This window comes from Pseudarthrobacter sp. LMD1-1-1.1 (assembly GCF_040676255.1).
Taxonomy (GTDB): domain Bacteria; phylum Actinomycetota; class Actinomycetes; order Actinomycetales; family Micrococcaceae; genus Arthrobacter.
In genome coordinates this window covers 79,608-101,014 of the sequence record NZ_JBEGHP010000027.1, presented here as the reverse complement: position 1 = coordinate 101,014, position 21,407 = coordinate 79,608, and the positions used below count along the sequence as shown (strand labels likewise).

The 21,407-nt window shown below is 66.2% G+C and carries 22 protein-coding genes and 1 tRNA gene; 6 read left to right on the top strand and 17 right to left on the bottom strand.

The window, feature by feature from the left end; genetic code table 11:
* Positions 1–105: 105 nt before the first annotated feature.
* Complete coding sequence (locus MRBLMD1_RS21520) at positions 106–468, top strand: ArsR/SmtB family transcription factor (RefSeq protein WP_275181845.1); 363 nt, start codon at positions 106–108, stop codon at positions 466–468.
* The gene (locus tag MRBLMD1_RS21515) at positions 465–947 is read left to right on the top strand and encodes an SRPBCC family protein (protein ID WP_364403571.1); all 483 of its coding nucleotides are present in this window, start codon (positions 465–467) and stop codon (positions 945–947) included. Before MRBLMD1_RS21520 ends, MRBLMD1_RS21515 begins: the two co-directional genes overlap by 4 nt.
* Here MRBLMD1_RS21515 and MRBLMD1_RS21510 read toward each other — a convergent pair.
* The 16 genes from MRBLMD1_RS21510 to MRBLMD1_RS21435 form a co-directional block, all read right to left on the bottom strand.
* On the bottom strand, positions 905–1,723 hold the full coding sequence (locus MRBLMD1_RS21510; protein WP_364403568.1) for a triose-phosphate isomerase family protein: 819 nt from the start codon (positions 1,721–1,723) through the stop codon (positions 905–907). The genes MRBLMD1_RS21515 and MRBLMD1_RS21510 overlap by 43 nt on opposite strands.
* Positions 1,724–1,751: 28 nt before the next feature.
* Complete coding sequence (locus MRBLMD1_RS21505) at positions 1,752–3,098, bottom strand: MFS transporter (RefSeq protein WP_159632827.1); 1,347 nt, start codon at positions 3,096–3,098, stop codon at positions 1,752–1,754.
* Between the two features lie 83 nt (positions 3,099–3,181).
* On the bottom strand, positions 3,182–3,949 hold the full coding sequence (locus tag MRBLMD1_RS21500; RefSeq protein ID WP_364403565.1) for an SDR family NAD(P)-dependent oxidoreductase: 768 nt from the start codon (positions 3,947–3,949) through the stop codon (positions 3,182–3,184).
* 31 nt (positions 3,950–3,980) lie between these two features.
* Positions 3,981–4,934, bottom strand: coding sequence for a 3-hydroxyacyl-CoA dehydrogenase family protein (locus tag MRBLMD1_RS21495; RefSeq protein WP_364403562.1), 954 nt, complete (start codon positions 4,932–4,934; stop codon positions 3,981–3,983).
* Positions 4,931–5,425 carry a ribose-5-phosphate isomerase gene (locus tag MRBLMD1_RS21490; protein ID WP_364403560.1) on the bottom strand — a complete coding sequence of 165 codons (495 nt, stop codon included), beginning with the start codon at positions 5,423–5,425 and terminating at the stop codon, positions 4,931–4,933. The genes MRBLMD1_RS21495 and MRBLMD1_RS21490 overlap by 4 nt, the downstream gene beginning before the upstream one ends.
* Before the next feature lie 12 nt (positions 5,426–5,437).
* Positions 5,438–7,159 carry a dihydroxyacetone kinase family protein gene (locus tag MRBLMD1_RS21485; RefSeq protein WP_364403557.1) on the bottom strand — a complete coding sequence of 574 codons (1,722 nt, stop codon included), beginning with the start codon at positions 7,157–7,159 and terminating at the stop codon, positions 5,438–5,440.
* Positions 7,160–7,202: 43 nt separating this feature from the next.
* Positions 7,203–8,201 (bottom strand): sugar phosphate isomerase/epimerase family protein, encoded by a 999-nt coding sequence (locus MRBLMD1_RS21480; protein WP_364403554.1) that lies wholly within the window; start codon positions 8,199–8,201, stop codon positions 7,203–7,205.
* A 130-nt stretch (positions 8,202–8,331) separates the two neighbouring features.
* Complete coding sequence (locus MRBLMD1_RS21475; RefSeq protein WP_255174540.1) at positions 8,332–9,021, bottom strand: GntR family transcriptional regulator; 690 nt, start codon at positions 9,019–9,021, stop codon at positions 8,332–8,334.
* 118 nt (positions 9,022–9,139) lie between these two features.
* Entirely contained in the window at positions 9,140–9,916 is a 777-nt protein-coding gene (locus MRBLMD1_RS21470; protein WP_364403549.1) for an SDR family NAD(P)-dependent oxidoreductase, read from the bottom strand.
* Between the two features lie 9 nt (positions 9,917–9,925).
* Positions 9,926–11,275, bottom strand: a complete 1,350-nt coding sequence (locus tag MRBLMD1_RS21465; RefSeq protein ID WP_364403546.1) for an MFS transporter — start codon at positions 11,273–11,275, stop codon at positions 9,926–9,928.
* A gap of 225 nt (positions 11,276–11,500) precedes the next feature.
* Positions 11,501–12,232: a FadR/GntR family transcriptional regulator gene (locus tag MRBLMD1_RS21460; protein WP_159632836.1), complete on the bottom strand. Its 732-nt coding sequence runs from the start codon at positions 12,230–12,232 to the stop codon at positions 11,501–11,503.
* 179 nt (positions 12,233–12,411) lie between these two features.
* Entirely contained in the window at positions 12,412–13,314 is a 903-nt protein-coding gene (gene sucD / locus MRBLMD1_RS21455) for a succinate--CoA ligase subunit alpha (RefSeq protein WP_104996906.1), read from the bottom strand.
* 11 nt (positions 13,315–13,325) lie between these two features.
* Positions 13,326–14,495 (bottom strand): ADP-forming succinate--CoA ligase subunit beta, encoded by a 1,170-nt coding sequence (sucC, locus tag MRBLMD1_RS21450; protein ID WP_364403542.1) that lies wholly within the window; start codon positions 14,493–14,495, stop codon positions 13,326–13,328.
* Positions 14,496–14,719: 224 nt separating this feature from the next.
* A complete protein-coding gene (locus MRBLMD1_RS21445; RefSeq protein ID WP_307492109.1) occupies positions 14,720–15,427 on the bottom strand; it encodes a hypothetical protein in 708 nt (235 codons plus the stop codon).
* A gap of 21 nt (positions 15,428–15,448) precedes the next feature.
* On the bottom strand, positions 15,449–17,995 hold the full coding sequence (gene pcrA, locus MRBLMD1_RS21440) for a DNA helicase PcrA (RefSeq protein ID WP_370871817.1): 2,547 nt from the start codon (positions 17,993–17,995) through the stop codon (positions 15,449–15,451).
* 83 nt (positions 17,996–18,078) lie between these two features.
* Positions 18,079–18,909: an inositol monophosphatase family protein gene (locus tag MRBLMD1_RS21435; RefSeq protein WP_224025082.1), complete on the bottom strand. Its 831-nt coding sequence runs from the start codon at positions 18,907–18,909 to the stop codon at positions 18,079–18,081.
* A gap of 32 nt (positions 18,910–18,941) precedes the next feature.
* On the opposite strand from MRBLMD1_RS21435, the gene MRBLMD1_RS21430 reads away from it, so the two are divergent.
* Positions 18,942–19,568, top strand: a complete 627-nt coding sequence (locus MRBLMD1_RS21430; RefSeq protein ID WP_307492105.1) for a hypothetical protein — start codon at positions 18,942–18,944, stop codon at positions 19,566–19,568.
* Here the strand turns inward: MRBLMD1_RS21430 and MRBLMD1_RS21425 are convergent.
* Positions 19,565–20,338 (bottom strand): DUF998 domain-containing protein, encoded by a 774-nt coding sequence (locus tag MRBLMD1_RS21425; RefSeq protein ID WP_159632841.1) that lies wholly within the window; start codon positions 20,336–20,338, stop codon positions 19,565–19,567. The two genes, MRBLMD1_RS21430 and MRBLMD1_RS21425, sit on opposite strands and share 4 nt — an antisense overlap.
* Positions 20,339–20,423: 85 nt before the next feature.
* On the opposite strand from MRBLMD1_RS21425, the gene MRBLMD1_RS21420 reads away from it, so the two are divergent.
* The 3 genes from MRBLMD1_RS21420 to MRBLMD1_RS21410 all read left to right on the top strand — a co-directional run bounded on the left by MRBLMD1_RS21420 (position 20,424) and on the right by MRBLMD1_RS21410 (position 21,390).
* Positions 20,424–20,496 (top strand) — tRNA-Arg (locus tag MRBLMD1_RS21420).
* Between the two features lies 1 nt (position 20,497).
* On the top strand, positions 20,498–20,977 hold the full coding sequence (locus tag MRBLMD1_RS21415) for a DUF6314 family protein (protein WP_201302458.1): 480 nt from the start codon (positions 20,498–20,500) through the stop codon (positions 20,975–20,977).
* A complete protein-coding gene (locus MRBLMD1_RS21410) occupies positions 20,974–21,390 on the top strand; it encodes an NUDIX hydrolase (protein ID WP_159632842.1) in 417 nt (138 codons plus the stop codon). Before MRBLMD1_RS21415 ends, MRBLMD1_RS21410 begins: the two co-directional genes overlap by 4 nt.
* The last annotated feature ends 17 nt before the right edge of the window (positions 21,391–21,407 follow it).

Here is a 21,407-nt window from a genome sequence, read left to right as displayed (position 1 = left end):
AACTTTGACACCGCAAGATCCCCTTGCGCAGGTAAACGGAGCGGGCGTACTCTTAATCAACCAAAAGATTGATAAAGCTCTAGGTTGATTAGAAGAAAGGCGGGAATGGTGGCAGATGACGACGCGGCTTTGGACGGGGCTTTCCTTGCCCTGGCCGACCCCGTTCGTCGACGCATCATTGCCCGGCTAAGCCGTGGCCCGGCCACGGTTAACGAGCTGGCCGAGCCGTTCGAGATTTCCAAGCAGGCAGTCTCGAAGCACATCCAGGTACTCGAGCAGGCGAATCTGGTCACCCGCAGCAGGGACGCCCAGCGCAGGCCCGTCCACCTGAACCCCGCACGGCTGGAGGCGCTCACTGCCTGGATCGACCAGTACAGGCTGGTCCGGGAAGGGCAGTTCCGCAGCCTCGATGCGGTGCTTGAATCCAGCGCCGGGCAAACGGCGCCCAAGGCAAAGGACAGGAAATGACCAACCAACTGAAGATCACGGCCCCCGAGGGACTCCCCTACATCGACTTCGAGCGGGAGTTCGACTTTCCGGTAGCGGGCGTGTTCCGGGCCCATAAGGACCCGGAACTGGTGGCCCAATGGCTGGGTCCGCGGGGCATGAAAATGGAAATGGACCACTACGACTTCCGTACCGGCGGGAGCTACCGGTACATTCACACGGGTCCGGAGGGGGTGCCGTACGAGTTCCGTGGCATCTTCCATACGGTGCGCGAGAACGAGTTCGCCCTGCAGACCTTCGAGTTCGGCGGCTATCCGGACTCGGTCAGCCTGGAGTCCATGACGTTTGAGGAGCTCGACGGCGGCCGGTGCAGGCTGCGGGGCCACGCCATGTACCAGAGCATGGAGGCGCGGGACGGCATGCTGCACTCAGGCATGGAGGGCGGCATGTCCGAAGGCTATGAGCGGCTGGACGAACTGTTGGCGGGCGCGTCGGTCTGACGCAGGAGGAGGGCTTCGTCCAGCACGCGGCCAAGGTTGGCGGCATCGTGGGCGAAGCGGCCCAGGAAGAGTCCGTCCGCGGCCGGCAGCCGGGGAAGCAGCCCGGGCCCGGCGCTGCCGCCGTAGATCAGCGGGCAGGCAGGGCCAAGGGCTGCGCGGATCTGCGCCAGGACGGCGTTGACGTGACGCGGCGCGGCGGGCTCCTGCGCACCGATGGCCCAGACCGGTTCGTAGGCCAGGACCAGGCGGTTCAGCAGGGCCGGGTCGCCGTCCGTGGCGGCGCGGACCTGCTGGACGCAAAAGGCGGCGGCAGCTCCGGCGTCGAGCCTGTCCGGCTCGCCGATGCAGAGCAGCGGGGTGAGGGAATGGCCGACGGCGGCACGCACCTTGCGTGCCACCACGGCGTCATCCTCGCCAAACAGCCGGCGGCGTTCGGCATGGCCGATCTCGACGAGTGAGACGCCGAGCTCGGCCAGCATGCCGGGGCTGACTTCACCGGTCAGCGGCCCGTCGCCCCAGGCGCAGTTCTGGGCGCCGAGGAGTACGGGCGAACCTGCCAGGATCCGCGCGGCGGGCTCCAGGACAGGGAAGGACGGGATGGCGAAGACCCGGACCGGGGACTCCTTGGCGGATTCCATGCCCAGTCCGGGCCTGTCATCGACGATGGAACGCACCTCCGACAGCCAGCGCAGGCTTGCCTGGTAGCCCAAGTACATCTTGGTGCTGACACCGATGTAGAGGGGGCCCTTGCCTGTGCTGCTGCCGGAGGTGCTCATCGTTTTCCTTGCGTGGGTGGTGGTGTGCTCAGTCGAGCAGGTCGTCGGCCTTGTTCTTGAACCGCCTGGTGGCGAACATCATCGCTGCCGCCACGAACGGCAGGACACCCAGGGCATAGACGCCCATGGACCCCGTTGGTGATTGCGTGGCTTCGTTGACTGCGGTCCGCAGGATGGGTGCCACGAAGCCGCCCAGGTTGCCCAGCGAGTTGATCAGCCCAATGCCTGCCGCGGCAGCGGAACCGGCGAGGAACGCCGTGGGATAGGACCACACCACGGGGCCGACCGCCAGGAAGCTGCAGACTGCCAGGGTTATGAAGATCATGCCCAGGACCGGCTGGTGGTTGGTTCCCGCCCAGGCCGAGCCGAAGATGCACAGGCCGGTGGAGATGAACAGGATGGTGCCGAATTTGCGTCGCTTGGCCACGGTGTTGGCCGCCTTGCCGATGAAGTAGCAGGCAAAGATGCCGAAGAACCACGGGACGGCGATGAGGAGGCCGACGGCGAGTCCCACCTTCTGCCCGGTCAGGGAGGACACCTGCTGCGGCAGGAAGAACGTCACACCGTAGACGGCGATCTGCAGGCAGAAGTAGATGACCGTGAAGTACCAGACGCGGCCGTTGCGCATGGCGGCGAGGATGCCGCGGGGGCCGTGCTCGTCCTTGATGTTGTCCTCAAGTGCCATGACCTCCTTCAGCGCGTACTTTTCCTCGCGGCTGAGGAACTTGGCCTTCTCCGGTCCGTTGATCAGGAAGAAGAACGCCGCAATGCCTGCCAGGACGGCGAGCATGCCTTCGACGAAGAACATGACCTGCCAGCCGCGCAGGCCCGGCACCTGGTCGCCAATGTTGATCAGCCAGCCGGACAGCGGGTTGCCGATCATCTGGGAGAACGGCTGGGCAAGGTAGAAGATGGCGAACATCTGGACGCGCACCTTGTTGGGGAACCATTCGGCGAGGTACATGATGACGCCGGGGAACAGCCCGGCCTCGGTGACGCCCAGGAGGAAACGCAGGATCACGAACGAGGTCTCGCCCTGCACGAACGCGAAGCACGCGGAGACGATGCCCCAGGTGATGGCGATGCGCGCCAGCCAGATCTTGGCACCGACCTTCTTGAGCAGCAGGTTGCTGGGGATCTCGAAGATGGCGTAGCCAATAAAGAAGATACCGGCGCCCAGGGCGAAGGCCGCGGCGGACACCCCCTTGTCCGCCCCCAGTGCCGCCTCGGCGAAGCCGACGTTGGTGCGGTCCAGGAACGAAACGACGTAGAGGATGACCAGCATCGGCATGAGCCGGCGGGCCGCCTTGGAAATCGCGGACTTCAGGACCGGACGGGCCAGGAGTTCCTTGGATGTTGCGGTGGTTTCTGACACAACACTCTCCTTCGAGTGGTGACGTTGGTGGTTCCCCGCAGGCCGGCGGCCTGCGGGGCTTGTGGCATCCGGGGCGGATGCCGTCAGTGCATGTACAGGCCGCCGTCGACGTTCAGCGTCTGGCCGGAGATGTAGCCGGCGTCCTCACCGATGAGGAAGGAAATGGCCGCCGCGATGTCGCGGGTGGTGCCTACCCGGTTCACCACCAGGTCCTTCACGAGTTCATCCTTGCGTTCCTCGCTGAGGGTGCCGCCCATGATGTCGGTGTCGATCGGACCGGGTGAGATGGCATTGACCGTGATGTCGTACTCGCCCAGTTCGCGGGCGGTGGCGCGGGTCAGGCCGATGACGCCGGCCTTCGCCACGGAGTACGGGGTCTTGCTGAAGGTTCCGCCGCCGCGCTGCGCGGAGACGGAGGAGATGTTGACGATCCGTCCCACCCGGTTCCTGGCCATCGATTCGGCCGCGCGGCGGGTGGCGTAGTGGACGCCGTTCATGTTGATGTTCACGACGCGGTCCCACTCGGCGCTGTCCAGCTCCAGGTAGGGAACCGGGGAGCTGACGCCCGCGACGTTTGCCAGTGCCACCAGTTGGGGAAGCTCGGCTTCGATCTCGTCGATGGCGGCACGCACCGAAGCTTCGTCGCCGATGTTGGCGCCGGCGCCATGGGCTTTGACGCCGTGCTTTTCGGCCAGTTCCCTGGCCAGGTCCTTGCTGGCGGCGTCGTCGAGGTCGATCACGCCGATGTTCCAGCCGCGCTCGGCGAGGTAGTCCGCGGTGGCGCGGCCGATGCCGCGTTCAGAGACTGCGCCGGTGACGATCACCGTGCGCTCTGCGGGGAAAACTGTCATGGAATGTTCCTTCTGGTTGAGGAAAGCAGGGCTAGGACAGCGGGGCCGGGCCCAGGTCCTCGATGAGCTTTTGCATGGCGACGTAGGCCTTGTTCCGGTAGGCAACCAGGGCGGCGGTGCGCTCTGCCGGGACATCAAGGAAGCCGGAACCGGTCTTGGTGCCCAGCTGGCCGGCGTCGACCTTTTCCTGGAGGATCTGCGGGGTGGCGAACCGCTCCGGGAAGCCGGTCTGCAGTGACTTGTAGCAGAAGGCGTACACGTCCAGGCCTGCCATGTCGGCGATGGCGAAGGGGCCGAAGAACGGCAGGCGGAAGCCGAAGGTGGTGCGGACCAGGGTGTCCACGTCCTCGGCGGTGGCGATGCCTTCCTCCACCACCTGCGCGGCTTCGTGGAAGAGGGCGTACTGGAGCCGGTTCAGCACGAAGCCGGTGACGTCCTTGACGGTGGCGGTTTCCTTGCCGGTCTCCCCCACGATGGTGCGGGCGGCCTGGACGGTTGCCTCGGAGGTCCCCTCGTGCGGGATGACTTCCACGCCGGGGATGAAGGGTGCCGGGTTGGAGAAGTGGACGCCCAGGAAGCGCTCCGGGTTGTCCACCACTTCGGCGAGCTTGGCGATGGAGATGGTGGAGGTGTTGGAGCCGATAATGGCGTCCCGCCGGGCGGCGGCGCTGATCCTGCCCAGGGTGGCGTGCTTGATTTCGAGGACTTCAGGCACGGCCTCCTCGATGTATTCGGCGTCCGCTACGGCTTCTTCGATGTCCTTGGCTGCCCAGAGGTTTTCCTTGAGCAGGTCCGTGGCGTTGGCCGGGAAGAGCCCTGCTGCCACAAACTCGTCAGATTCCTTCAGCAGCCGTTCGTAGTTGCTTTGGGCGATTTCGGCGGAGACGTCTGCCAGGGCCACGCGGGCTCCGGCAAGTGCCAGGACCTGGGCGATTCCGCCGCCCATGTAGCCGGAGCCGACGACGGCGATGTTACGGGTGCTCATGTGGTTTCAAGTCCTTCCGACGCGCCCTCATAGGAGCAGATGGCGTTTACTTTGGCCGCGGATGCGGAGTTTTCATCGAAGCGGTAGTTGAGCCACTCACCCACCAGCTTCTTGGCCAGTTCCAGGCCGATGACGCGCTGGCCCATGGTCAGGACCTGGGCGTTGTTGGACAGCACGGAGCGTTCCACGGAGTAGCTGTCGTGCGCGGTGACGGCCCGGATGCCCGGTACCTTGTTGGCGGAGATGGCGACCCCCAGGCCGGTCCCGCAGATCAGGAGGGCGCGGTCCGCTTCTCCGGCGGCCACTTTGCGGGCAGCAGCGACGGCCAGGTGGGGGTAGGCGGTGGTGTCATCGGCGCCGACTCCCACGTCCTCCACCGAGGCGACGCGGGGGTCCGCCTCCAGCAGTTCGCGCAGGGCGTTCTTGTATTCGACTCCGGCTTCGTCATTGCCGACGACGATGCGCCAGCCTGGCTGGGATTGCTCTGTCATAAGGGTTCTCCTTTAGTGGCTTTCGATGGTGGCGGCGTAATCGGCCACCCTGCGGGCGATGAGGCCGAAGGACACAGCACCGGGGTCGGGGTGGCCCAGGCTCTTTTCAGCCAGGGGGCGGGCACGGCCCTTCTTCGGGCTGAGCCCGGCGGTCTCGTCAGCGGCTTTTGCTGCCGCCTCCGCTGCCGCACGGAGGCTCCCGGCCAGGCTGCCGCCGTCGTCTATTGCCCGGTTGAAGGTCTCGGCGAACGGAAGCAGCGCGTCCACCATGGTCTTGTCCCCGGCTTCGGCCTTGCCCAGGGTGATAATGGCGTCGCGGAGGGCGTTGACGGCGGCGGCCGCGTCTGCCGCGGTGTAGGAATCCTTGCTGCCAAGGGTCCTGCCGACGGCGGTGACGGCAGCGCCCCAGAGGGCCCCGGAGGTTCCGCCGGCGCGTTCGGCCCACTGCTCCCCCGCTGCGGTGAGGAGTTCCTCGAGCCCCGCGCCGGCCGCGTGGGACTTCTCGGCGGCGGCGACGGCGGCATCAACGCCGCGGCGCATGCCGATGCCGTGGTCGCCGTCCCCGGCGATGGCGTCCAGTTTCCCAAGCGCGTCCTCATGTTCGACGACGACGGACCGGGCTTCCTTCAGCGCGCCCACCGCCGTGGCGGCCAGGGCTGTCGACGCCGGGGTGGCGGCCAGCGCCGGCGCCGTTCCCGCCTCGGCGAGGGACTCCACGGACCGGGCACGGCGCGGGGCCAGGTTGCCTTTGCGGAAGGCGGGGGTGTCGGCCGGCGCGGCCCAGAATTTCTCCAGTTCCGCGTCCAGCCAGAACAGCGTCAGGGACAGTCCGGACATGTCCAGGCTGGTTACCAGTTCGCCGCACTCCGGTTCCACGATCTCCAGTCCGGCCCCGGTCAGCAGCGCCTCGATCTTGCCGAACAGCAGGAAGAGTTCGTCATACTTGACCGTTCCCAGGCCGTTCAGGATCGGCACCACCCTGGTGCCCGCGGCGTCCGGCTTGTCCTTGAGCAGCCCGTCCACCAGGAGCCGGGCAAGTTCGCTGGCGGTGGGCAGGGGCTGCTCGGAGATGCCGGGTTCACCGTGGATGCCGAGCCCCACGGACATCATGCCGTCGGGCACGGTGAACAGAGGTTCGGCTGCTCCGGGCAGGGTGCAGCCGGCAAAGGCAACGCCGAGCGAGCGGGTGTGGTGGTTGGCTTTGATGGCGAGGCGCTCCACCTCGTCCAGGTCCAGGCCGGCTTCCGCTGCCGCGCCGGCCACTTTGAAGACTGTCAGGTCCCCGGCGATGCCGCGGCGCTTGGCGATTTCCTTTAGTGGAGCGCTGGCGATGTCGTCGGTGACCAGGACGGTCCGGGTTTCGATGCCTTCGGCGTTCAGTTTGTCCTGGGCCTGGCCGAAGTGGAGGACGTCGCCGGCGTAGTTTCCGTAGCTGAGCAGGACTCCCCCGCCGGCCTGGGATGCCTTGGCCACGCGGTACACCTGTCCCGCTGAGGGGGACGCAAACATGTTGCCGCAGGCGCTTCCTGCCGCCAGCCCGGCACCCACCAGGCCGGCGAAGGCCGGGTAGTGGCCGGAGCCCCCGCCGATGACCAGTGCCACCTGGCCGGCGGGTGACTCGGTGGAGCGGACAACGCCGCCGTCAACGCGCGCAACATACTGTCGGTTGGCGGCCACGAAGCCGTCGAGGGCGTCGTCTGCGAACTGCGCTGGATCGTCAAATATCTTTGTCATGATTCCTCGTTGAACCGGTTGTCTCGGTTGGGATGCCTGCCGGCTAGCGTGCGGGGACTGCCGCCGGAGTTTGCCGGCCCTGGGCCACCAGGCTGGTGCCCAGGGCGTAGCCGTCGCGCTTGGGGAGGACCTGGCGGCGCAGGTAGTCCTGGTTGGCGGCGGTGACGCTCAGGCCGTCGCCACCGTAGTGTTCCGTGCAGATGACGCCCTGGAAGCCGACGGAGATGGCGAACTGGAAGGCCTCGCGGTAGCTGATGAGGCCTGATTCCATGGGGGCCGGCATGGCGACGTACTGGTTCCGGGCCTGGTTTTCATCGCGGATGTAGTTCTTGACGTGCCAGTAGTTGGAGTACGGCAGGGTCTTGTGCACCAGTTCGCGCCAGTCCTCGATGGGGCGGTGCAGCCGGATCAGGTTGCCCAGGTCCGGGTTCAGCCCCACGTTGGGCAGGTCGATGTCCTGGACCAGCTGCACGGAGGAATCGCCGGTGCCCAGGTAGGTGTCCTCATACATTTCCAGGGATACCAGGAGGCCAAGTTCGGCCGCGTGCTTGCCCACTTCGCGGATGCGGGTGACGGCGTTGTTCCAGCTTTCCTTGTCACCCACCGGATCCTTGTGGCCCTCGACGGTCCAGAACCACAGCTGCTTCCGCTGCTCGGGGGTGATGGCCTGGTGGAGCCCGATCGAGACAACCTCGCAGCCAAGCTGTGCTGCGGCTTCGAGGGTGCGGTGGGTGTAGGCCAGGTTGTCTTCCCAGTTGCCTTCCTCGATCACGCTGCGGCGGATGGCGGAAATGGAGGGAAGTCCAAGGCCGGCGGCCGTGGCGGCGGCCTTCAGTTCGTCCAGGCGGGCGCTGGAAAGGTCGCCGGGGCGGACCCAGCTGTCGGTGAGGTCGGCGTTGGTGAAACCGGCGTCGGCCACTTCTTCGAAGACCTGCTGCCAGTCGCCGGCAGGGGCGTCCTGGGCGGCGGTTCCGTCCGGCCGGGTTCCGGGGAACTGCAGCAGGGCGGCGGCGATGGGCCAGTTTTCAGCGGTGTACGGCATTGTCACTCCAGATCATGAATCACATTTCCTATAGGATCTACGCTGGCAATGGATCCTGTCAAGGGTTTTGTTGGTGGACTCCCCGGGGTGGAGTCGGGGATGAGGGGGCCGCCGGCCCCTGGGCGTGCTGCTAGCTGCGCACTTCGCTGTCGTGCTGCGAGCGCTGCTTGACGCCCTCGATGTGGTCGATCATTTTTTGCCGGGCGAGTTCGGCGTCGCCGGCTTCAAAGGCCTTGAGGATCTCGGTATGTTCCGCGATGGCGTAGTCCGCGTCCGTTACGCCCAGGCCGCCAAAAAAGCGGAAACGCTGCACTTGGCCACCCAGTGCATTGTATGCCGACAGCAGGAACTGGTTGTCCGCCGATTCGGCGATGAGCCGGTGGAACCGTTCATCCGCTTCCCAGTACGCGCGGAACTCGGCGAACGACGGGCCGCGAGGCGCGGCCTTGAGGTCCTCTATGGCCTGCTGGAGCTGCCCGGTCAGCTCCTGGTCCGCGTGCTTGCAGGCCATGAAGGCGTTCGCCGGTTCGATCACCAGCCGGGCGTCCATCAGGTCCGCCAGCTCTTCCGGAGAGAACAGCGGGGCTACCCGGTAGCCGCGCAGGGCCATCCTTCGAACCATGCCGGTGGCTTCCAGCCGGGCAAGCGCCTCCCGCACGGGCGTTGGTGAGACGTCCAGTTCCCTGGCCATCCCGTCGATACTGACCGGGGTGCCTGCTTCCAGCCGGCCGTCCATGAGGGCAACCAAAAGCGCCTCATAGACGTGGTCCGCGAGGACCTGCCTGCTCACCCCGCCGGTGGCCTGGTTCTTGGTTGCCATGTAGAAATCCTATAGCCGCTGCAGGGCGGGACGTTGCGGATGACGCGCCCCGGGCACGGTACCGTGCGGCCGCTGGGCCGTGCGGCACCGTGCCCGGGGCGCCGGGAAAGCAGGGGCGTCAGGAAACCTGCAGGCCGCCATTGATGTCATAGGTCGCGGCCGTGATGTAGCCGGCATCCTCGCTGAGGAGGAACCCGATCAGGGCAGCCACTTCCTCCCGGGTTCCCACCCGGCCCATCATGATCCCCTCGGACATCTGGGCCTTGCGCTCATCGCTCAGCGTTCCGCCCATGATGTCCGTGTCGATCGGGCCCGGTGCGATGGCGTTCACCGTGATGTTGTGCTCACCGACTTCACGTGCCAGGGCGCGGGTGAACCCGAGGATGCCGGCCTTGGAGGCACTGTAGGCAACCTTGGAGTAGGTTCCACCGCCACGCTGGGCGGAGATGGAGGAGATGCTGACGATCCGCCCCAGCTCCCGCTCAATCATTCCCTTGAGCACGCGCTGGGACACCACGAAGGTGCCACGCATGTTGATCGCGAAGACCTTGTCCCATTCCGCCACGGTGGTTTCCATGAAGGGCGTGGGGGAACTGATTCCGGCCAGGTTGACCAGCCCCACGATGGGCGGAAGGGACTGCTCGATTTCCGTGATGGCACGGTCCACCGACGCCTCGTCCGAGACGTCGGCACCCACGCCGACGGCCTTGACGGCCCGGCTGGAGCCAATTTCCGCCGCGGCCGCCTTGGCGTCTTCGGCGTTGATGTCCAGGATGGCGATGGACCAGCCCTGGCTGGCCAGCCGGTCTGCGGTGGCGCGGCCAATGCCCCGGGCGGATGCCGCCCCGGTCAGGACCGCGGTACGTTCTGTGGGGAATTCGTGCTCTTTAGTCATTGCAGTTTCCTAATGGGTTTCGGCGGCAGGAGCGGTGGCTGCGGGGGCGGAGACACCTTCAGGCCGGTTGCGTGCATAGAGGTAAGTGGCGACGGCGGTCACCGCGAGGCAGGCAGCCAGGAACACCAGGCCCGTCTGGCTGTTTCCGGTCGCGTCCTTGAGGATGCCGACGATGTAGGGGGCCACGAAGCCGCCCAGGTTGCCGAGCGAGTTGACCATGGCCAGTCCGGCTGCTGCCGCGGCGCCGGTGAGCGCGGCGGACGGCATGGCCAGGAAGGGCGCAATCGCGGAGTAGATGCCCATGGCTGCCAGGGTCAGGAAGACCATGGCGAGCAAGGCATTGACGGGAAGCAGGAAGCCGGCGCCCAGGAGGCCGACGGCGGCAAGCACCATGCTGACGCTGGCATGCCACACGCGGTTGCCTGTACGGTCGGACCGCTTGCTCCAGAAGTAGACGAACACCGCTGCGATGGCGTACGGGATGAAGACAATGAACCCCACCTGCGTTGAGTCAAACTTGCCCAGCGCCTTGACGATGGTGGGCAGCCAGAGTCCCAGGCCGTAAATGCCGCACACCAGGCCGAAGTACAGCGCCGAGTAGGCAATGGTGCGGGGGTCCTTCAGGCCGGCCAGGAAGTTGTGGTTTCCGGACTTTTGCTTGTGGGCCAGTTCAGCGGCCATGGTGGTGGAGAGCCATTCACGCTCTTCGGGCTTGAGCCACTTGGCGTGTTCGGGGCGGTCCGTCATGACGAACGGCGTGATGATGCCCAGGATGATGGCCGGGATGCCCTCGAGGATGTAGAGCCACTGCCAGCCGTGCAGGCCTGCAACGCCTTCCAGGTTCAGGAGCATGCCCGATACCGGTGCGCCCAGGGCATTCGAGATGGGCTGGGCGAGGATGAAGATTCCCAGCACCGTCACGCGCTGGGCCGCCGGGAACCACAGCGTCAGGTAGAAGAGGATCGCCGGGAAGAAGCCGGCCTCTGCCGCGCCGAGGAGGAAGCGGATGACGTAGAACGTGGTTTCACCGTTCACCAGGAACATGGCAGTTGCGAAGATTCCCCAGGTGATGAGGATCCTGGCGATCCATTTGCGGGCACCATACCGGTACATGCCGCCGTTGCTGGGGATCTCAAGCAAGGCGTAGCCAAGGAAGAAGATGCCGGCGCCCAGGCCGTACGCGGCTTCCGTCAGGCCGATGTCGCCCTGCATGCCGAGCTTGGCAAAGCCGACATTGTTCCGGTCGAGGTAGGCGATGAAGTACAGCAGGACGATCAGGGGCATCAGCCGGTGGCGCACCTTGCGGAGGGTGGTCTCGCCCAGCTGGCTGAGTGCGGGGGCAGTGGTGCGGGAGGTCATCGCAGGCCTCCAGGAGTGGTGTGGGGACCCTCAAAAGGGGAATGCGCGCGCATGAAGACTCCTTTGGCTGGCGGCATTTTGGGGGGTGATATCAGATGTCTGATGTCTGACTGAGATTCTAATCACAGGTGGTTGTGGGCGTCAACATAATCGCCGTGCACGCGGACAGGGAGGCAGGCCACCGGGTCCCGGGCCTGCCGGGCGGGGTTCCTGGCGGGCGAGCCTCTAGCGGCCGGTGGTTCCGCTGCGGCTGGACATGGCAAGGAACTGCTCGTAGTCCTCAAAGGTCTGGGTGATGTGGGCATCCATGGTGGACCGCGCCGTGGCGGGATCGCCCGCAGCGATGGCCGCCAGGACCATCTTGTGGTGGTGGATCGCGTGGCGCTGCACGTCCGGGAAGGCCGAGGTTTCCCGCCGCATGGCGTACAGCAGGGTGGAAAGCTGTCCCAGCAGGGCGGGTACGAACGGGTTGCCGGATGCACGCAGCACGGTGTCATGGAAGGCGATATCGGCCACGGTCAGTGCATCGACGTCTCCGGCCAGGTGCGCGGCTTCCATTTGCTCCACGCTGTCCTGCAGCGCCGCGAGGTCAACCGGGCGGTGGCGGGAGGCAGCGAGTTCGGCTGCCCCGGTCTCCACCATGCGGCGGACCTCCAGCAGGCGGAGCGCCACCTGGTCCGAGGCCACTCCCCTGGAGGCTGCACGCATGATGGCGTCCAGCCCCGTCCAGCGCTCGGGTGGGTTGACGAAAGTGCCCCGGCCGCGCTTTACGTAGACAACGTCCTGCGCTTTGAGCACCTTCATGGCCTCCCGGGCCGTCAGCCTGCTGACACCCGATTCCTTGGCGATGTCGGCCTCCGGCGGCAGGGCGTCGTCGGCCTGTATTTCACCGCTGATGATGTGCTCAAGGACCTTGTCCACGACGGCGTCGACCAGGGTGGGTCGCTTTTCTGCCATCGTCAATCCCCTGCCTGCGCGCCCGGGGCGCCCGTTTTTCCTGTCCCAACATTACTCGACCGGGTTGGGCAGGCGCCGCCCGCCGTCGTCATCCGTTAAAGAGCGAACGCGGGGCCACCCGAAGGTCCGTCCCATGACTGGAAACGGACCGGGGGTGGCCCCGCGTCGTGACGTGCTGCCTAGAGGGCGGCGTAGACCTCGCGGAGCAGCTTGGCGGTCTCGGACGGCGTCTTGCCGACCTTCACGCCGGCAGCCTCGAGGGCTTCCTTCTTGGCCTGGGCGGTACCGGCGGAGCCGGAGACGATGGCGCCTGCGTGGCCCATGGTCTTGCCTTCGGGGGCGGTGAAGCCGGCAACGTAGCCGACGACCGGCTTGGTGACGTTGGCCTTGATGAAGTCGGCTGCGCGCTCTTCGGCGTCGCCGCCGATCTCGCCGATCATGACGATGGCCTTGGTCTCGGGGTCAGCCTCGAACGCGGCCAGGGCGTCGATGTGCGTGGTGCCGATGATGGGGTCGCCGCCGATGCCGATGGCGGTGGAGAAGCCCAGGTCGCGCAGTTCGTACATCATCTGGTAGGTCAGCGTGCCGGACTTGGAAACCAGGCCGATGGGGCCCTTGCCAGTGATGTTGGCCGGGGTGATGCCAACCAGTGCTTCGCCGGGGGTGATGATGCCGGGGCAGTTCGGGCCGATGATGCGGGTGACCTGGTTGCCGTCGGCGTCCACCTTGGACTGGGCCAGGGCCCAGAATTCGGCGGAGTCCTGGACGGGAACGCCCTCGGTGATGACCACGACCAGGCCGATGCCGGCCTCGATGGCTTCGACAACAGCGTTCTTGGTGAATGCCGGCGGCACGAAGACGATGGAGACGTCGGCGCCGGTTTCAGCCATGGCTTCCTTGACGGTGCCGTAGACGTTGATTTCCTTCTCACCGTGCAGGACCGTGGTGCCGGCCTTGCGGGCGTTGACGCCGCCAACGATGTTGGTGCCGGCCTTGAGCATCAGGGCGGTGTGCTTGGTGCCTTCGCCGCCGGTGATGCCCTGGACGATGACCTTGGAGTCTTTGTTCAGATAGATAGACATGGTGCGTCCCTTTACTTCGCTGCGTTGGCGAGCTCGGCGGCCTTGTCGGCGCCCTCGTCCATGGTGGCGGCCAGGGTAACCAGCGGGTGGTTGGCCTCGTTGAGGATGCGGCGGCCTTCCTCGACGTTGTTGCCGTCGAGGCGGACTACCAGCGGCTTGTTGGCGGTGTGGCCCAGTTCGGCCAGTGCGCCGACGATGCCCTTGGCGACCGCGTCGCATGCGGTGATTCCGCCGAAGACGTTGACGAACACGGACTTGACCTGCTCGTCGCCCAGGATGACGTCCAGGCCGGCGGCCATGACCTCGGCCGAGGCGCCGCCGCCGATGTCCAGGAAGTTGGCGGGCTTGACGTTGCCGTGGTTTTCACCGGCGTAGGCGACGACGTCCAGGGTGGACATGACCAGGCCTGCACCGTTGCCGATGATGCCTACTTCGCCGTCGAGCTTGACGTAGTTGAGGTCCTGCGCCTTTGCCTTGGCCTCAAGCGGGTCTGCAGCGTCCTTGTCCTCGAGCTGCGCGTGCTTGGCGTGGCGGAAGTCGGCGTTCTCGTCCAGGGAGACCTTGCCGTCCAGTGCCACGATGTCGCCGGCGCCGGTCTTGACCAGCGGGTTGACCTCCACCAGGGTGGCGTCTTCCTTCTTGAAGACATCCCAGAGCTTGAGGATTACGGCGGCGACCTTGCCGCGCAGTTCCTCGGCGAAGCCTGCGGCTGCGACGATTTCGTCGGCCTTGGCCTGGTCGATGCCCACGGCGGGATCGATGGCGATCTTGGCCAGCGCTTCGGGACGTTCGACGGCGAGCTGCTCGATCTCCATGCCGCCTTCAACCGAGCACATGGCCAGGTAGTTGCGGTTGGCGCGGTCCAGCAGGACGGAGAAGTAGAACTCCTCGGCGATGTCCGCACCCTGGGCAATCATCACCTTTTTGACGGTGTGGCCCTTGATGTCCATGCCCAGGATGTTGGTGGCGTGCTCATACGCCTCATCAGCGGACTTTGCGACCTTGACGCCGCCGGCCTTGCCACGGCCGCCTACCTTGACCTGTGCCTTGACAACGGTCACGCCGCCGATCTTCTCGGCAGCTGCCTTTGCTTCTTCTGGGGTGTACGCCACGATGCCGGCAAGCACGGGTACACCGTGCGCCTCGAACATATCGCGCGCCTGGTATTCAAACAGGTCCACGGTTTAGTGTCCTTCTACGTCGAAGTAGTTTCTGTACAGTCGGACACCATCTGTACGACGATGACCGGGCTGCGGATTGCACGCACCGGCGGCCTGTCTGGAAACGAGCCACGCGGCGTAATGCTCCATGGGGAACTCTAGTCCTTTGGAGGGACCGGGCCGTCCCAGACTACCCCTTATGTGAGTAAGCACACTATTCTATGCGGCGTAGAAAAACCGCGGAATTACGGGGTTTTTTGGCCCTCCTGCTGCGGCGGCTGGCCGCTTTTGGCCGGCCCCTGAATCAGCTCGTAACGTTTGGGCGAAACGAAGAATCCGACGCCGGCGGAGACGTTTCCGCATGCCACGCCGCCGTTGTATGCGGAGCAGCGCAGCCCGTTGCGTTCCAGGTTCTGCCCGTCCGCAAGCACGGGCAGCTGGGTCAGCGTTCCCGCCTTGCTCCCCTTGGGCCCGTAGGTTCCTTCCATGGATGTGACGCCGGAGCGGCATTCACCGTAGCGGGCGGTGTCCGGCGACAGGAGGGCCACTCCGCCCAGGTAGCCAAGATGGGTTCCGGCGCAGTCGTCCTTGATATCGCCTGGCTCGGGCGCCGGGTAGGAGGCGAGCTCGCAGTGGGCCACAGGGACGATGGGCAGCCTGTTGTTGGCGGCGTCGCTGTAGCGGTTCTGCTCGTAGGGCAAGTTGAGGTGTTCCCCGCGGGCGGACGTGAGCGAGCACGCGATGGTCCGGTCGGCGGTGATGAAAGAGAGGACATCTGCACCGCTGGAGAACGTCTTCGCATCGGCCAGTGGCGCCTTTTCCAGCTGTTCCATGGGTTGCAGCGGAGCCGGCGGAACGTAGGCCGGGTCTTTGGTGGTCACCGTGCAGCCCGTGGCGGTGATAAGGAAAAGGGCGGCGAGCATCCCCCATACAGTCCGTCGCATGGCCTCCATTATGCCCGTCCGCGGGCGTTCCTAGGCGTCGAGTTTGGTGAGCGGGGCGTAGCGCAGCAGCAGGCGCTTTTCACCGACGTCGAACTTCACCTTGGCCACGGTCTTGTCTCCTGCACCTTCGAGGGCCAGGACCGTTCCGTTGCCGAAACTGGTGTGGTTGACCTTGTCCCCCACGCTGACGGCGATGATTTCCTTCTGCGGCTGCACCCGGTTCTTGGCGATGAACGCCGGAACGTCGGCATTGAAGCCGGCGGAAGAATCTGCTGCGGCTCCGCGGGCGGTACCGGCGCCCCAGAACGATCCGCTGTACCGGCCCGAGCCGATTGAACCGCCGCCGGCCCACGACTGCCGGCTGGTTCCTTCCCGTTTCCATTCCAGGAGCTCGGCGGGGATTTCCTCGAGGAATTGGCTGGCCGGGTTGTACTGGCTCTGGCCCCACATGCTGCGTACCTCGGACCGGGTCACGTACAGCCGCTTCCGGGCACGGGTGAGGCCCACGTAGGCCAGCCGGCGTTCCTCAGCCAGTTCCTTGGGGTCGGTGGCGGAGCGTTGGTGCGGGAAGAGCCCGTGCTCCATGCCGGTGAGGAACACCACCGGGAACTCCAGTCCCTTGGCGGTGTGCAGGGTCATCAGCGTCACCACGCCCAGCCGTTTGGCCTCGGCGACGGCGGCGTCAATGTCCGCGCCGGGGGCATCCGGGATCTGGTCGGCGTCTGCCACGAGGGACACCTGTTCCAGGAATGCGCCGAGGCTGCCCTCGGGATTTTCCTGCTCGTACTCGCGCACCACGGCCACTAGCTCGGCCAGGTTCTCCACGCGGGACTCGTCCTGCGGATCGGTGCTGGACCGCAGCGCGGCAAGGTAGCCGGTTTGCTCGAGCACTGCTTCGAGTGCCGCGGCAGCCCCGGACCCGGCAGCCACCTCGGCGAGGTCGTCCAGCATTTTCACGAAGCCCAGGACGGCGTTGACCGAACGGGTGGCCATGCCGGGCGCCTGGTCGGCGCGGCGGGCGGCGGCCATGAAGGAGGTGCGTTCGCGGCTGGCGAGGGCCGCCACGGCGCCTTCGGCTCGGTCGCCGATGCCGCGCTTGGGTTCGTTGAGCACCCGGCGGAGGTTGACGTCGTCGTCCGGGTTCACCAGGACGCGCAGGTAGGCCAGGGCGTCCTTGATTTCCTTGCGCTCGTAGAAGCGGGTGCCGCCCACCACCTTGTACGGCAGGCCCACGCGCACCAGCACGTCCTCGATGGAACGGGACTGGGCGTTGGTGCGGTAGAAGATGGCGACGTCGCCCGGGCGGAGGTTCTCCTCGTCCTGGAGCCGGTCGATCTCCTTCGCGATGAACTGCGCTTCGTCGTGTTCGTTTTCGCCGACGTAACCGATGATTTTGTGGCCTTCGCCCTCAGCGGTCCACAGCCGTTTCTCCGGCCGGTTGGGGTTGCGGGAGATGACCGAGTTGGCGGCACTCAGGATGTTCTGGGTGGAACGGTAGTTCTGCTCCAGCTTGATGGTGCGGGCCTCCGGGTAGTCCTTTTCGAACTCCACGATGTTCCGGATGTCCGCGCCGCGGAAGGCATAGATGGACTGGTCCGAGTCGCCAACAACGGTGAGCTCCGAGGCGCCGGGGCCCTCCCCCACGATCTCCCGGACCAGGGCGTACTGGGCGTGGTTGGTGTCCTGGTATTCGTCCACCAGGACGTGGCGGAACCGGCGGCGGTAGGACTCCGCCAGCGCCGGAAAGGCGCGGAACATGTAGACGGTCTCCGCGATGAGGTCGTCGAAGTCCATGGCGTTGGCCTGGCGGAGCCGCTGCGTGTAGCCCTTGTAGACGTCTGCCACCGCATGTTCGAAGGGGTCGTTGTAGTTGGCTGCCGAAGCAAAGGATTCGGCGTCGATCAGTTCGTTCTTCAACGCCGAAATCTTGTGCTGGATGGCTTTTGGCGCGAACTTCTTGGGGTCCAGGTCAAGGGTTTTTGAAACCTGGGTGACCAGGCGGAGGGAGTCGGCGGAGTCATAGATGGAGAAGTTGGATTTCAGGCCGACGTTGGCCGCTTCCTGCCGCAGGATCCGGACGCAGGACGAGTGGAACGTGGAGATCCACATGATTTTGGCGCGGCCACCCACCAGCGCCTCGATGCGCTCCCGCATTTCCGCGGCCGCCTTGTTGGTGAACGTGATGGCCAGGATTTCGCCGTGGTGGGCACGGCCGGTGGCGATGAGGTACGCGATCCGGTTACTGAGCACGCGCGTCTTGCCGGATCCGGCGCCGGCGACGATCAGCAGCGCCGATCCGCCGTGCTTGACCGCTTCCTCCTGCTGCGGGTTCAGTCCCTCCAGCAGCTGGGCGGCGCCGGGGCGGCGACTGCCTTGGTGACCGTCACCGTGGTGCCGGTTGCCGGCGTCGTGGTTGGACTGTTGCCAGCCCCCGGAGGTGTTGTGCCCGCCGGCGTTTGGCTCCGGCATTCCGCCCGGCCCTGCCGTGGTGGCAACGCCCTCAGGCTCCGTCCTTGTCCGGGCGGTGGAGGCGGGAGCGGCCTTGAACGGTCCGTCAGAGTACGGGTCAAACAACATATCCATGGTGCCTACAAGTCTAGGCGGTGGGACCGACAACGCCTTCCAGCCTGTGGATTACTCCCGCTGCGCGGGCAATTGCTTCAGGACACCGAGCCTGACTCGAGGGCCGCACGCAGCTCGCGGACCGCCGTCGTTCCTCCTGCGATGAACCACTCCAGCCCGTTGACCCGGACGGTGTCCACGGCGCCCCCGGCCGCAAGGACGATCGCCTTTCCCGGCAGCCAGTCCCATTCCGGGCAGCTGTGCTGGAACCAGCACCCCAGCTGCCCGTCGGCAACCCGGCCGAGGTCGCAGGAACCGGATCCCAGCATGCGGAGGGATGCGGCGGAGGTGGCTGCAGCGTGCCACGGCATGGCACACATCGGGTCCATCAACCAGGTGGGGTGGATGTAGGTGGCAGCGCCGAGTTCGGCGACGCTGGTGGTGTTGCGCCTGCCTTCGTCGACGGCAAACGAGGTCAGCGCTTCACCGTTCAAGGTGGCCTGCCGGTCATGCCCGCCCAGCCACAGCTTGTCCTCTTCAGGCTGGAAGACGGCGCCCAGCAGCACATCGCGGCGGTCCTTGAGGGCGATGGCTGAGCACCAGTACGTGGAACCGTGCAGGAAGTTGTAGGTGCCGTCCACGGGGTCGATTACCCACGTCCGGCCGCTGGTGCCCTGGACGGAAGCACCTTCCTCGCCCACGATCCCATCGTCCGGCCGGCAGCGCCGCAGTTGTTCCAGGACGTAGGCTTCAGCGGCGTGGTCGGCCGCGGTGACGACGTCGGACACAGAAGTCTTTTGTTCCGACTCAAGCCCGGCCATGCGCATCAGGAGCGCCAGCTGCCCGGCTTCCCGGACCAGGGCGGCTGCCAGGTCGTAGTCATCCAATGAGGGGTCAAGAACAGCTGCGCTGTGTCGGCCAGTGGTCATGGGTTCAGTTTATGGGGCGGGATAATGGTGCCATGGCCAAAACCCCTGCCCAGCGGATCAAGAAGCACGGCGCCAACGCGGCTGTGCCGCAGCACCACCTGCCGCCGGTGGTCAACCCCACCACGTCGCGCACGCCGGAAAAGGCGCAGGGAAACAGCAACCTGATCGTCATTGCCGGTGTGGTGGCCAGCCTGTTCCTGTTCTGGTACCTGCACCTGCTGACCCTGACCCAGCTCACGCAGCTGTCCCAGGACATGGCCATGCCGGATTCCCTGGTCGGCGGTTTTGACGCCGGCTACATCGGCAGGCTCCAGGGCGTTATGAACGGCGATGCCCTGGGCCAGCTGAGTTACGTCCACAAGACCGCCGGGACGCTCTTCCCACTGATTTTCGGCTTCACGTGGCTGCTGCTCATCGGCACCAACGTGGCGAAGAAGTCGTTGCGTTGGGCACTCTGGTCGCTGCCCATGCTCTTCGTGGTGGTCCGGCTGTGGGGCAACGTGGCCATTGACGCCATGATGGGCACGCCGGGTCCCGACGCCGGCCAGGTCGCCTTGGCGTCCACCCTCACCATTGCAGGCTGGGTGCTTTTGGTGCTGAGCCTTCTGGCCGGGGGCGCGGCGGTGTTCCTCAACAGCCGCAAAAGGAAAGAGCCCTAAACGCCAGTTGCCCTTGCGGCAGCGGCCGCAGCCCGCCGTTGCTTCCGGTGCCGGTGCACCCGCTGGGCAATGACCAGCCCCGCGGCGGCCATCCCCACCGTGACCGGGTAGCCCATCAGCCGCTCCAGCGTGCCGGGCTCGGGAACCATCATGCGGGTGAGTCCACCGGTGGCGGTGGCGGCCAGTGAGACGCCGCCGCACACCAGCAGGAACCACGCCATCCCGGTCTTCCGCAGCCACAGGATGCCCAGCACCAGCAATGCCAGCCCACCGGAGATGAAGTACGTGATGGCCCCGGCGTAGTGCCAGGGTGAGCCAGCGTCCTCCGGCACCAGCCCCACCACCATGGTCCCGGCCCCGGCTGCTCCGGTGAGCAGCCGGACGGCGGAGGCCGCAAGCCAGGGTTCCCGGCGCCGCCAGTCCACCCGTGTACCGGGCCGGGCGGCCACGCGCAGCAGCCCCGACGTCAGCAGCACCGCGCCCACCAGCAGCCCCAGGCCCTGGACCACGAAGGACGCATTCATCAGCCAGTTCAACGGCGAACAGACATCCCTGCCGGAATAGATTCCGCAGTGGAGCGCCCCCAGGTCGCTGATGTACCCGGTCCGCAGGTTGTACGGACGGGGCCCCGCCCACGCCATGGCCACGGCAGCCTCGGCGGCGAAGTACTGCAGCACGCTCAGTACTGCCCACGCCCCGATGTACTGCCGGGTGGACGCTACGTTCGGGGTGAAGGCAGTGGCGGGAGCGGCAGTGGGGGCTGGACTCATGCCTTGAGCGTAGTACGGCCCGGCACCTTGTATGCTTGTAACCGTGTCCGGACGGACCGGCCCCGCCGAGCCCCACCGGACACCCGCCCTCGTAGCTCAGTGGATAGAGCACGGCTCTCCTAAAGCCGGTGTCGTTGGTTCGATTCCAATCGAGGGCACTTGAATTCTCCTTCCCCGGAGCCAAGCCTCCGCGCCTACCTCCTGGGCGTCCACGAACCCCACATCGCCGGCCAGCCTGGCCGTTGGCGGCTTGAGCGGGACCTGCTGGACAGGTCGGACGGCACCCGCGGAACCTTTTCCGGCGTCCTGATTTTCACGCCAACGGACGACGGCGGCCTGGCCCTTCGCGAGGAAGGCACCATGCGCTGGCCTTCTTTTACCGGTCCCGCCTCGCGGGAATACGTCCTGAAACCCGTGCCGCAGCCCGATGCGCTGGACGTGTTCTTTCCCGACGGGAGGCCGTTCCACCGCATGAGCTTCACTCCTGACACCAGCCAGGACACCCACTGGTGCGACCCCGACACCTACCGCGTGTCCTACACCCGCCAGGGCCCGGACGCGTTCAGCTACAGCTGGGACGTCACCGGCCCCCGCAAGGATTTGCTGCTGGTCTCGCGCCTGGCAAGGATCACCGCATGAAGGACCGGATTGTGGTCTCCGCTGTCTGCGTGTTTGACGACGCCGGGCGCCTCCTGACCGTGCGGAAGCGCGGGACCGGCATGTTCATGCACCCCGGCGGCAAGCCGGAGCCGGGCGAAACCGCTGTACAGGCAGCCGCGAGGGAACTCGCCGAGGAGGTAGGGATCGTGGTCCGCCCCCAGGAGCTTGAACTGATGGGGGTGTGGATCGCCGACGCCGCGAATGAGGCCGCCACTGATATCGAAGCCACCGTCTTCATCGCCCCGGGCACATGGGAGGCCACTCCCGCGGCTGAGATCGCCGAGATCCGGTGGCTGGACATCAGCGGGCCGGCGGACGCGGCCCTCCCCCGGGACCTCGCGCCGCTGCTGACGGACCACATCCTGCCCCTGTTGGCCTCGCGGGCCCTCTAGGCAGCGGCCGGGCGTCC

Bases quoted from the DNA above. Each gene is read 5' to 3' on its own strand.
- MRBLMD1_RS21520 (WP_275181845.1), top strand. From the start codon at position 106: ATGGTGGCAGATGACGACGCGGCTTTGGACGGGGCTTTCCTTGCCCTG.
- MRBLMD1_RS21515 (WP_364403571.1), top strand. From the start codon at position 465: ATGACCAACCAACTGAAGATCACGGCCCCCGAGGGACTCCCCTACATC.
- MRBLMD1_RS21510 (WP_364403568.1), bottom strand. From the start codon at position 1,723: ATGAGCACCTCCGGCAGCAGCACAGGCAAGGGCCCCCTCTACATCGGT.
- MRBLMD1_RS21500 (WP_364403565.1), bottom strand. From the start codon at position 3,949: ATGACAGTTTTCCCCGCAGAGCGCACGGTGATCGTCACCGGCGCAGTC.
- MRBLMD1_RS21495 (WP_364403562.1), bottom strand. From the start codon at position 4,934: ATGAGCACCCGTAACATCGCCGTCGTCGGCTCCGGCTACATGGGCGGC.
- MRBLMD1_RS21490 (WP_364403560.1), bottom strand. From the start codon at position 5,425: ATGACAGAGCAATCCCAGCCAGGCTGGCGCATCGTCGTCGGCAATGAC.
- MRBLMD1_RS21485 (WP_364403557.1), bottom strand. From the start codon at position 7,159: ATGACAAAGATATTTGACGATCCAGCGCAGTTCGCAGACGACGCCCTC.
- MRBLMD1_RS21480 (WP_364403554.1), bottom strand. From the start codon at position 8,201: ATGCCGTACACCGCTGAAAACTGGCCCATCGCCGCCGCCCTGCTGCAG.
- MRBLMD1_RS21475 (WP_255174540.1), bottom strand. From the start codon at position 9,021: ATGGCAACCAAGAACCAGGCCACCGGCGGGGTGAGCAGGCAGGTCCTC.
- MRBLMD1_RS21470 (WP_364403549.1), bottom strand. From the start codon at position 9,916: ATGACTAAAGAGCACGAATTCCCCACAGAACGTACCGCGGTCCTGACC.
- MRBLMD1_RS21465 (WP_364403546.1), bottom strand. From the start codon at position 11,275: ATGACCTCCCGCACCACTGCCCCCGCACTCAGCCAGCTGGGCGAGACC.
- MRBLMD1_RS21460 (WP_159632836.1), bottom strand. From the start codon at position 12,232: ATGGCAGAAAAGCGACCCACCCTGGTCGACGCCGTCGTGGACAAGGTC.
- sucD (WP_104996906.1), bottom strand. From the start codon at position 13,314: ATGTCTATCTATCTGAACAAAGACTCCAAGGTCATCGTCCAGGGCATC.
- MRBLMD1_RS21445 (WP_307492109.1), bottom strand. From the start codon at position 15,427: ATGGAGGCCATGCGACGGACTGTATGGGGGATGCTCGCCGCCCTTTTC.
- pcrA (WP_370871817.1), bottom strand. From the start codon at position 17,995: ATGTTGTTTGACCCGTACTCTGACGGACCGTTCAAGGCCGCTCCCGCC.
- MRBLMD1_RS21435 (WP_224025082.1), bottom strand. From the start codon at position 18,909: ATGACCACTGGCCGACACAGCGCAGCTGTTCTTGACCCCTCATTGGAT.
- MRBLMD1_RS21430 (WP_307492105.1), top strand. From the start codon at position 18,942: ATGGCCAAAACCCCTGCCCAGCGGATCAAGAAGCACGGCGCCAACGCG.
- MRBLMD1_RS21425 (WP_159632841.1), bottom strand. From the start codon at position 20,338: ATGAGTCCAGCCCCCACTGCCGCTCCCGCCACTGCCTTCACCCCGAAC.
- MRBLMD1_RS21410 (WP_159632842.1), top strand. From the start codon at position 20,974: ATGAAGGACCGGATTGTGGTCTCCGCTGTCTGCGTGTTTGACGACGCC.